This is a genomic window from Nonomuraea sp. LPB2021202275-12-8 (assembly GCF_037044575.1).
Classification (GTDB): Bacteria; Actinomycetota; Actinomycetes; order Streptosporangiales; family Streptosporangiaceae; genus Nonomuraea.
On record NZ_JBAHWD010000092.1, the window covers coordinates 1 to 3,502 of the forward strand.

Here is a 3,502-nt window from a genome sequence, read left to right on the forward strand (position 1 = left end):
GCCGGGGGCACTCACCTAGATCGGCATTTCAGGCCCCTGACCTGCGGTTTCACAGCCGCAGGTCTTTTGTTTTGTGACCTTGATAGGCAGCCGACGGTGCCCGCATGCAGCTGTAAGACCATGATCAGGGGACATGCGCGGGATGATCTTGATGACGTTTCCCCAGGTCGGGCCGTATTCTAGGCCGTCACGTTCGCCGGTACCGCTTCCGGCCGCGCGGCATGGGGCGAACATAGCCAGCCTGATCGTGCTAAATACGTGCATAACCTCCGCTTGAAGTCCACACTCACCGGCCCAGCATGCGGGCCGCTCCGGCGACAACTGTGGTCGCCACACCCAACCAATCGCGATCAGCCCGTAGGAGAGCCACTGCGTCGCTCCTCCTGGGCTGAACGCCAACTGTTGGCCCAGATCGACAATGGGAAGCAGCAGATCAAGGGCATAGATCACGGCGTTGAAGTGCGGTGACTCGCCCGGCTTCAGCGGAGGCGACACCGAGTAGACGACACCGTCGATGGCCAACAGGACAACGGGCTAGGAGGCTGCCCGCCACGACTTGTAGCCGAAGCCGACCGTGACGTCCTGCAGAAGGCCCCACACCCAACCGAGCAGCGCCCGATCACGCTGCCGACGCCGTTCCTTCGCGCACACGACGACACGGGCCTCATCGTGCTGGCCCCCGGCAACGTAGGAGGCGGCGAGCTGCCCATACGGCTGCGGGTGAAATTCCTCGCCAGACAGCCAACGCACACGCTCACGTGCGCAACACCGCAGCTCCAGCACCGCGTACGTCAGCCCGTTACACGCAGCGGACGAGGGCCAGCGCCCAGGATCGTCGCGCAGCAGACCCACACGGACATGTTCAAGGATGAAGGCCCCGTCGACATCGCGCCCAGGTAGCAGGGCAAGCTCGGCGGCCTGCAGCCCACGCGCGTCGAGCGCGGCGCCACCGGGATTAGCGAGCACGGCCCCCTCAAGGTCCAGGCCGAGCGTGATCTGGGTGTAGACGAAGCGGACTTCACCGTGGGCTGTCATGCCGCCGCACACCACGTCCGAGCCGACCTCGTTACGCGTGAAGCGCAGCGCAACGGCACCCGGGTTGTCGAGTACGGCGTCGCCGAGCAGGACCCTGCCGGAGATACGGCTGTTGCCGACGCACACCTCACCGCGGGCCCGCAGATAGCGCAGCCGCAGTGGCCCTCGGAGGGTAGACCTCCCGACCAGCAGACAGGTGTCGCGGCCGTTGTCCAGGTGCGCGCCCTCCAGGAGAAAGCCGCCGCCCACCGTGGTGCCGACGAAACTGATCCGGCCGACGACCACGGTCACGCCCGAAGCCTTGAGGGAGCCGATGGACGCGCGGTCGAGTGTCAGGCAAGGACCATCCTCGTTACGCAGGCCCGCGCCCGTCAGGCATAGGTTCGCATCCAGCCGAGCGCCGACCAGGCGGATCTCACCCGTGACCGCGAACCCTTCCATGCACCAGACGCCGCCGTTCACAGCCAGCCCGACGCCGCTCAATGCCGCACCAGCGCGAAGATTCAGTCTGGCGCCGTTCAACCCGAGGCTGGTACCGATGTGAGCGTTCATCAGGCGCATACGCCGTCGGCTCGCAGCCGATCAGCGGCCCCGTAGGGCTGCCTGAGAAGGTCATCGGAAATATCCTGTTTGAGGTCTCTTCCGACGCCAACAAGTGTCGCCTAACGTACCAGCGATGCGGCCCTGTACTACATTCACAGATCTTGAGGTGGTGGGTCTCTGCGTCGGCGGTAGTGGCTGAGCCGGGCGCGGGCTTGGTGGAGGCGGCGGAAGGCTGACCAGGCCAGGACGTGTTCGATGGCGTTGGTGGCGGGGATGAACAGCCGGGCCAGGACGCGCCGGATCTCCGCCAGTGAGGGCAGGGGCACGGGTTCGGGAGTGCCGCTCATGGTGGTTGCGGCGGTGGCCGGCGGTCTTTTCCCTGGTCGGCGGGGGTGTCGTTGTCGTCGGGTAAGGCGGCTGGGTGCCGGCGAGGAAGGCCAGGGCGAGCATGACGGTGGTGATGTGTCGATTCCAGGGCGTCCACTTGCGGACCTGGTATTGGACCAGACCGAGCAGATCCTTGCTCTGGGTGTTGTTCTCTTCGATCTTCCAGCGCAGCCCGGCGAGTTTGATCAGTTCGGTGATCGGCGTGCCGAGCGGGGCATGGGCGAGGAAGAACTCGATCTCGGCCGGGTCGGCCACCGAGCGACGGATGAGCACGGTGTGGGCGTGCTCGGTGGCGGGTTGCTGCTCGGCCAGGCGCACGGGCACGCAGGTCCAGTCGTACAGGCGGATGCCCTTGGTGCCCTGCCCGCAGGCGCGGCGCTCCCAGATGGCCGCATTGCCGTGGGCCGGCAGGCGATCCAGCAGATGGCCGACCGGCTCACCACCTCCGCGTACGGCGATCAGTGGCAGGTCGACCGGGACGGCGAGCACGTAGCCGATCTGCCGGCCATGGCAGAAGGCCCGCAGGTCGGGGTCGCGCCCGTAGCCGGAGTCGCCGCACAGGTAGCGAAACGGAGTGCCGGCCGCGATCTCCTCCTTGAGCATGTCGATCACCAGGGCAGGCTTGGTGGCGAAGACCACCTCGTCGGGTACTCCGGCCTGCCTGCGCCGTTGCGAATCCTGCGTCCAGCTCTCGGGCAGGTAAAGGCGCCGGTTGACGAAGGCGTGCCCGGCTGCGGAGGCGTAGGTGAGCATGGGCATGACCTGGCAGTTCTCGACCTGTCCGGTCAGCCCGCAGTACTGGTGGGCCACACCCACCGATCTGTCGCCCTTCTTGATCGCACTGGTGTCGTCGGCGATCAGCACACCATCGGCCCGGCCCAGATGCTCCAGCACGTGGGCGCGTACCTCATCGCGCAGCGCGTCGGCGTCCCAGGTGGCTCCGTTCAGCAGCCACTCGAATCGGTGCGCCTTGACGTGGCCGATGTGGTCGGCCAACTGCCAGGAGTTCTTCCGCGGGACGTCGGCCAGCAGAGCGCGGACCAGGTCACCGAACGTCGAGCGCGGCTCGGGCCGGGTGAACATCGGCCCCGCGATCCGCTCGGTCAACGCGCTCAGTTCCGCATCCCAGGACACGACCAGATCGTAGGTCAGAGAACAGGTCACACGATGACGATGAGCCACCTACAGGACATTACGCAGCCGAACGTCAAGATCTGTGAATGTAGTACCTGTCAATGAACCTGTCGACAGCCTGCCGAACCTCGCCCATGCGCTTATCCAGTTCCTCGAGGGTTGCCAGCGTGTGGATGTCAGCAGCGAGTTCCATCGCCGCGCCGGCAAGCCGTACAGTCTCATCATCGTCCGTGAGCAGGCGTACCAGGCAAAGCGCTTGCCACGCAGCGGCTCGACTCTGGTTCTGAGTCGCTTTGGCCTCCGCGTACGCCTCCGGACTCGCATCTGCCCGTCTTTTCGCTCCCCAACGTGCCCCCTGCTTTACACGAAGATCTAGAACAGCGCCGGCAAAGGCGCTATAAGC

At 65.9% G+C, this 3,502-nt stretch carries 4 protein-coding genes and 1 pseudogene; all 5 read right to left on the bottom strand.

Annotated features, from left to right (window positions below):
• Positions 1-15: 15 nt before the first annotated feature.
• The gene (locus V5E28_RS48720) at positions 16-522 is read right to left on the bottom strand and encodes a hypothetical protein (RefSeq protein WP_336217142.1); all 507 of its coding nucleotides are present in this window, start codon (positions 520-522) and stop codon (positions 16-18) included.
• A 12-nt stretch (positions 523-534) separates the two neighbouring features.
• Positions 535-1,596, bottom strand: coding sequence for a hypothetical protein (locus V5E28_RS48725; protein WP_336217143.1), 1,062 nt, complete (start codon positions 1,594-1,596; stop codon positions 535-537).
• 134 nt (positions 1,597-1,730) lie between these two features.
• Entirely contained in the window at positions 1,731-1,925 is a 195-nt protein-coding gene (locus V5E28_RS50010; protein WP_442946017.1) for a hypothetical protein, read from the bottom strand.
• Positions 1,922-3,129: pseudogene (locus tag V5E28_RS48730) on the bottom strand (IS701 family transposase). Before V5E28_RS48730 ends, V5E28_RS50010 begins: the two are co-directional and overlap by 4 nt.
• Before the next feature lie 43 nt (positions 3,130-3,172).
• Positions 3,173-3,502, bottom strand: a 330-nt coding sequence (locus tag V5E28_RS48735; RefSeq protein WP_336217145.1) for a hypothetical protein, incomplete at its 5' end; no start/stop codon positions are given.